Below are 5,644 nucleotides of genomic sequence, written 5' to 3' on the forward strand. Positions count from 1 at the left end.
CGGGACGGCGCGGTGCGCTCAATCAAGGCTTCCAAGGCCCGCATGGTGGACGTGTGTTGCTGATCCAAGGCGCGCAGCGTTTCGTCGTGGCGGTCGGCGTGCTGCTGTTCGCGCCGCTCGCTCATGCGGATCATATAGCGAATCCCCCAGCCGACCACACCGGCCTGGATCAGCCCGACCGTCAGAGCCACGCTGACCTGCGCAAGCCCAATCCAGAAAGCAATGTCGTTGCCGCTTTGTTGGGCGGCCAGGCTGGCCTGCTGAATCTCCAGGCTGGCACGCTGAATCTCTAAGCCCAGCCTGCTGAATCTCCATGTTCGTTTGTTCGACCAAGCTCAGCCGCGCGGCGTCAAACATCGGTTCCATCCTTGTCTCCCTAGCACAAATCCTCGGCAAACGGAGGGACTGTGACCGAATTCTTTGGGCGAGACAAGAGCACCGCGCCGGTATCCCTGGCCCCGGTCGATGACGTATAATCCGCCTGCCCCTGAAGGAGGGAGACATGCTCAGAGCTTTGGACGATGTCCGCATTCTCGACCTGACCCATATCGTCAACGGTCCCTACGCCACCCTGATGCTCAGCTTTCTGGGCGCGGACGTGATCAAGCTCGAACCGCCGGGCCAGGGCGAGAAAGCCCGCTCACTGCTGCCCGTGCGCGGCGTTGCCCACGAGAGCTATCCGTTCATCATGCTGAACTCCAACAAGAAGAGCATCACCCTCGACCTGAAGACCGAGCGGGGCAAGGCCCTCTTTCAGCAGCTCGTTCCCCGCGTTGACGTGCTCGTCGAGAACTTCGCCCTCGGCGTCATGGACAAACTCGGTCTGGGCTACGAAGTCCTGCAACAGCTCAACCCCCGGCTGGTCTACGCGGCCAGCACCGGCTATGGGCGCAACGGCCCCTACAGCGCCTATCCGGCCTTCGATTCCATTATCCAGGCCATGTCGGGTCTGATGAGTACCACCGGCGATCCCGACGGTCCGCCAATGAAGGCTGGGCCACCGGTCATGGACGTGCTGGGCGGCATCCATCTGGCGGCTGGCGTTCTTGGCGCTCTGCGGCAACGCGACCGGACCGGCCAGGGACTCTTCCTCGAAACCTCCCTGTACGATGCGGCCCTGGGTCCGATGATCGCCCAGATCGCGACCTTCATCGCGCAGGACGGGGTCTATCAGCGTGAGGGCAATGCGGCTCCCAACCGGCGCATCGCTCCCTATAACTGCTATCCGACCAAGGACGGCCATGTCTTTCTGCTGACCCTGGACGATCAGCGCTGGCGCGCCCTGTGCCGGCTGATGGACTGTTCGGAGCTGGCCGACGACCCCCGTTTTGCCACCAATCGGGACCGCCGGAAACACGCCGCCGAGGTTGACGCGCTGGTCAGCGCCTGGACGCTGCGGCACGCCAAACACGACATCATGGAACGCTGTTCGGCGGCCGATATCACCTGTGGTGTGGTCAAGGACGTGGGTGAGATTGTCACCGACCCGCACATTCGCGCCCGGGGCAGGCTCCAGGACATCGACCACCCGACCGCAGGCAGCATGCTCGTGCTGGGCTCGCCGTGGTGGATTGACGACAAACCGCTCGGTATTGATACGCCGAGCCCCGGCCTGGGACAGCATAACGAGTCGGTCTATGGGGAGCTGCTGGGCTTGTCAGCCCAAGAGATTGCCCGGCTCAAAGAACAAGAAGTGATATAGCCCATCCGCTTGGCCCCCTGGCTCAGACCACGGCGGTGATTCCCAACAGCAGGCCGGGAATGAGGAAGAACACACCGACAATATAGGCAAAGGCCACAGATTTTCGCTCGCTGGCCACCCCAGCCAGGGTTTCTGCCCCGAGCACGGGCAGAGGCGCCAGAAATGGCAAGCCGTAGATCACTCCTACCCCGAGACAGTTATACACCAGGTGGACCATCGCAATCTGGAGGGCGGGCACGGCTTCTACCCCGACAACGGCGGTCGCCGCCAGCAGGGCCGTCACACAGGTGCCGATATTGGCCCCCAGGGTGAACGGATAGATCTGAGCCAGCCTGAACACCCCGGTCCCGGCCAGAGGCACCATCAGGCTGGTGGTTGTTGAGGAAGACTGGACCAGGATGGTGATCAGCGTGCCGGCACCGATCCCGGCTAGCCAATGGCGAGGTGTACCAGCTCTCTCGCCCGGCCGATCATGAGCAGCCTGAGCAGCCTGCCGATCCAGCTGATCGTTACAAAAATGAGGGCGACTCCCAGGCCAATCAGGCCAATCCCGTCAAAGGGGTGTGGCAAAAGGTAGCTCGCCTGTGTGAGGCCAGCCACCACGGGCTGGGTGGCGGCCTTGACGAAATTCAGCTCGGTCAGACTCAGCGAGTCGCCACCGGCCAGCAGGCTGGCACACAGCTGGCCTATCTTTTCCAGCGGATGAAAGACAATCTCCACCGGCAGGAAGATGAGAACGCTCAACACATTAAAGCAGTCGTGTACCGTCGCCGCAGCAAAGGCGCGCCGAAATGCGTCCTTGTCGGCGACGTGTCCGAGACTGACTAGAGTATTGGTAATGGTTGTCCCGATATTCGCCCCCATGACCATCGGAACCGCACTCATGACCGGCATGCCGCCAGCCACCAGACCGACAATAATGGAGGTCACGGTACTCGAAGACTGAATCAGCGCTGTTGCCACCGTCCCGACAAGCAGTCCCAGGAACGGGTTGGTGGCAAAGGCAAAGAGTTCTCTGGCCTGTCCGCCCGTCGCCGACTTGAAGCCGGCCTCAATCAGTCCAACCGCAATAATGAGCCCGTAGACCAGCAGGGCGACCCCGACCCATCGCAAGAAGGTATGGCCCTGCCGAGCGGTGGGCTCATCCCTGACCTCGGGTGCTGACAAAGGTTCAGCCATGGTCTTGTCTGTTTCCCGTCCGCAACCGCATGACGGTTGAGCTTGAGACCGACGCAGATATATGACGCCCAGACGAAGAGTGCGCCCCTGTCAGCGCCGGTCAATATCGTAGACGCGCACGGCCTGGGTCTCGCTGATCCACTCGACCTGGGTATGGTGCTCGTGCAGCAGAAACCGGTCCTGGGGCAAGCCGTCAAAAAATTCGTCCACACCCTCACGAAACGGGTCGGCAAACACGGCTCGGCCGTGGGAGGCGAGGACGGTTTGCAGCAAGGCCCGCACCCACCTGGCGTTCTCCGGCTCGTAGTGGACATCCCCGCCCACAATCCAGTCGTAGGAACCGAGGGTCTGGATGCTGCTCGGATCGTGCAGACAGCAGCAGATCGTGTGCATGGCCGAGACGCCATTCAAGGTGCAGTTGAGATCGAGCAGAGCTAGCGCGTCGGCCACATGGTCCAGGGCCGACACCCGGGCGCCCAGCTTGGCCAGCACCACGCTCTCCAGCCCGACCCCACAGCCGACAACCAGCACCCGCCGGCCGCGCAGCTGTTCGGCCGGCAGCTGCGCGGCCAGGTAGCGCGCCAGCGCCAGACCCGTCGGCCACACAATGTTCCAGTACTCGTTATCGCCACAGTACTCGCAGGCCGGAAAGTCCGGTCGCCAGTTACAGATTTCCACCAGCTCAACCGATATGGTGTCGGTAACCTGGTAGCTGAGCTGTACGTGTTCGTACACGGGAGGCTTGGCCATAGGCGTGTCCGTATCCGAAGTGCCCGGCCCAGCGCAAGGCCCGCCACCTCCCGACTGTACAAGACGGGACGCTCAGGCTAGCCTTGGTCTACACCGATCAAGGAGGGCGCGCCCATGCAGAAGCTCGACCCACAAGGACTGGCGTATGTGACAGCCGAGATGAACTATCTGGCCGACGATATGGCAGAAAAACCGACCTACTATCTCTACTCTCCCCCGGCCGGTGTGCCCCGGCAGAACGGTCGCTACACCACCCGCGCCATGCCGATTCACGACGCCCGGCCGATTGCCGACCGCTTTTCGCTCGACGCCCAGGGGCTGAGCTTTGTCCGCCACCAGACCCGGGTCGGCAACTTTTACGATGCCGAAGAAGTGCAGCGCGTCTACTACCCCGACGCCTGACCGGAGCCGAAAAGGTGCTGGTCTTTGACCACAACGTGCGCAACGCGCCACGAGCCCAGCGCAAACAAGACGGCGCCCAGGAGCCGGTCTTGGCGTGCCATAACGACTACACCGCAGCCTCAGGTCCGCAGCGCGTCCGTGACCTGTTGCCCGCCGTCGAGGCCGAAGACCGCCTCAGCCGCCGCTTTACCTTCATCAACGTCTGGCGGCCGATTCGCGGCCCGGTGCAGGATACCCCGTTGGCGGTGTGCGACGCCCAGAGCATCGGTCCGGACCATTTTGTGGCAACCGATCTCAAGTATCCGGACCGGACCGGAGAGGTTTACTCGGTCTCCTATCAGCCCGGCCACCGCTGGTATTATTTCTCGGATATGCAGCCCGACGAGGCCATGCTGCTCAAGTGTTACGACTCACGGACAGACGGCACCGCCCGTTTTACCGCCCACAGCGCGTTCGAGAACCCGGCCAGTCCGGCCGACGCCGTGCCGCGCGAGAGCAGGCCCTGAGGCGTAGGGCTCAGCCCGACTCCCCATCCTGCGTCCCGGTCCTCGGCGGCATGGGATAGACCCGGACGCTGCGCCAGCGCCCCAGCCTGACCTGACCGGCCGCAAAGCCGCGCGGCTTGCTCACGTCGGCGACGCGACACACATGAACCTCGACCTTGCCCCGGCTGCCCCGGGCCTTGGAGTACCAGGCCGCCAGTTGGGCAGCCCGCTCAAGGGCGGGGCGCGGCAGCTCGCTCAGCCGCCCCGGATTGCGGACCACCACATGGCTGCCCGGCAGCCGGGCCACGTGCAGCCAGAAGTCGTGCGGCTCGGCCCGGGCAAAGGTCAGGCGGTCATTCTCGGCATCGCCCTTGCCGACCCACACCTCAAAGTCGTCAATCTGGCAGGTCCGAAAGCTGCGGCCTTTGCTGGCCATGGGTGTCCTCGTCCGACATGGGGCAGGGCTGGGGCTCAATCCGTCTTCAAGTTCGCCCCCTCACTCCGGTCCCACGACACCCACCGGTCCGGCGTAACAACAATCAGCACCCGCGGCTCGGCCCGAAAGCGGGCCATGCGGGCGGCCACGTGCTGAGGCTGGACATATTTTTCGACAATACGCTGGGTGATGTCCCAGATATCGTTTTCTTGAATGCTCGCCCGCCCGTGGACAAGCAGCGTTTTGAGCGTCTCGGCCTCGTCGATACACAGCGTCACACGCGGGTCGCGGAGGATGTGCCGATATTTGAAGCGCGTCCGTGTCGTCGAAATATAAAACACCGCACCGTCCCAGTAGAACCACATCGGGTTCAGCTGCGGTGAGCCATCCTGGCGCAGGGTGCCGAGGATGACGTTGCGGGGTTCGGATAAAAAACGCTGGGTGTCTTCGGCTGACAGTGCCATCGGCATTCCTTTCGTGTCACCGGCCTCGTTCAGCGCAAATCGGCCGACATTGCGAACAGTATCTATAGTGATACTATTGGCGTGTGACTCAGCCGAGGGATATCCTCGCCCAGATGAAGCGGAATCCCCAGGATATCCGTTTCTCGGACCTTTGCCGGGTCTGTGACCACTACTTTGGGGATGCACGTCAGAGTAGCGGGAGCCACCGGGTTTACAAGACCCCCTG

General features: G+C 62.9%; 9 protein-coding genes. 3 read left to right on the forward strand and 6 right to left on the reverse strand.

Annotation, left to right across the window (positions count from 1 at the left end):
• Positions 1 to 191, reverse strand: a 191-nt coding sequence (locus tag J4F42_21595) for a hypothetical protein (protein MCE2488117.1), incomplete at its 3' end; no start/stop codon positions are given.
• 311 nt (positions 192 to 502) lie between these two features.
• Between J4F42_21595 and J4F42_21600 the strand changes: the two genes are divergently transcribed.
• A complete protein-coding gene (locus J4F42_21600) occupies positions 503 to 1,702 on the forward strand; it encodes a CoA transferase (protein ID MCE2488118.1) in 1,200 nt (399 codons plus the stop codon).
• A gap of 22 nt (positions 1,703 to 1,724) precedes the next feature.
• Here J4F42_21600 and J4F42_21605 read toward each other — a convergent pair whose 3' ends face one another.
• The 3 genes from J4F42_21605 to J4F42_21615 form a co-directional block, all read right to left on the reverse strand.
• Positions 1,725 to 2,204: a Na/Pi symporter gene (locus tag J4F42_21605; GenBank protein MCE2488119.1), complete on the reverse strand. Its 480-nt coding sequence runs from the start codon at positions 2,202 to 2,204 to the stop codon at positions 1,725 to 1,727.
• The gene (locus tag J4F42_21610) at positions 2,132 to 2,881 is read right to left on the reverse strand and encodes a Na/Pi cotransporter family protein (protein ID MCE2488120.1); all 750 of its coding nucleotides are present in this window, start codon (positions 2,879 to 2,881) and stop codon (positions 2,132 to 2,134) included. Before J4F42_21610 ends, J4F42_21605 begins: the two co-directional genes overlap by 73 nt.
• A 90-nt stretch (positions 2,882 to 2,971) precedes the next feature.
• Positions 2,972 to 3,631 carry a methyltransferase gene (locus J4F42_21615; GenBank protein MCE2488121.1) on the reverse strand — a complete coding sequence of 220 codons (660 nt, stop codon included), beginning with the start codon at positions 3,629 to 3,631 and terminating at the stop codon, positions 2,972 to 2,974.
• A 114-nt stretch (positions 3,632 to 3,745) separates the two neighbouring features.
• Between J4F42_21615 and J4F42_21620 the strand changes: the two genes are divergently transcribed.
• Positions 3,746 to 4,033: a hypothetical protein gene (locus tag J4F42_21620; protein MCE2488122.1), complete on the forward strand. Its 288-nt coding sequence runs from the start codon at positions 3,746 to 3,748 to the stop codon at positions 4,031 to 4,033.
• A 14-nt stretch (positions 4,034 to 4,047) separates the two neighbouring features.
• Positions 4,048 to 4,539, forward strand: coding sequence for a hypothetical protein (locus J4F42_21625; GenBank protein ID MCE2488123.1), 492 nt, complete (start codon positions 4,048 to 4,050; stop codon positions 4,537 to 4,539).
• Between the two features lie 10 nt (positions 4,540 to 4,549).
• Here J4F42_21625 and J4F42_21630 read toward each other — a convergent pair whose 3' ends face one another.
• Positions 4,550 to 4,954 (reverse strand): DUF814 domain-containing protein, encoded by a 405-nt coding sequence (locus J4F42_21630; protein ID MCE2488124.1) that lies wholly within the window; start codon positions 4,952 to 4,954, stop codon positions 4,550 to 4,552.
• 35 nt (positions 4,955 to 4,989) lie between these two features.
• On the reverse strand, positions 4,990 to 5,418 hold the full coding sequence (locus tag J4F42_21635; protein MCE2488125.1) for a PPOX class F420-dependent oxidoreductase: 429 nt from the start codon (positions 5,416 to 5,418) through the stop codon (positions 4,990 to 4,992).
• Positions 5,419 to 5,644 lie beyond the last annotated feature (226 nt).

The organism is Desulfurellaceae bacterium (assembly GCA_021296095.1).
GTDB lineage: Bacteria > Desulfobacterota > Binatia > Bin18 > Bin18 > JAAXHF01.

Coding starts and splice junctions, on each gene's coding strand:
- J4F42_21610 (MCE2488120.1), bottom strand. CDS start 2,881: ATGGCTGAACCTTTGTCAGCACCCGAGGTCAGGGATGAGCCCACCGCT.
- J4F42_21615 (MCE2488121.1), bottom strand. CDS start 3,631: ATGGCCAAGCCTCCCGTGTACGAACACGTACAGCTCAGCTACCAGGTT.
- J4F42_21600 (MCE2488118.1), top strand. CDS start 503: ATGCTCAGAGCTTTGGACGATGTCCGCATTCTCGACCTGACCCATATC.
- J4F42_21620 (MCE2488122.1), top strand. CDS start 3,746: ATGCAGAAGCTCGACCCACAAGGACTGGCGTATGTGACAGCCGAGATG.
- J4F42_21630 (MCE2488124.1), bottom strand. CDS start 4,954: ATGGCCAGCAAAGGCCGCAGCTTTCGGACCTGCCAGATTGACGACTTT.
- J4F42_21635 (MCE2488125.1), bottom strand. CDS start 5,418: ATGGCACTGTCAGCCGAAGACACCCAGCGTTTTTTATCCGAACCCCGC.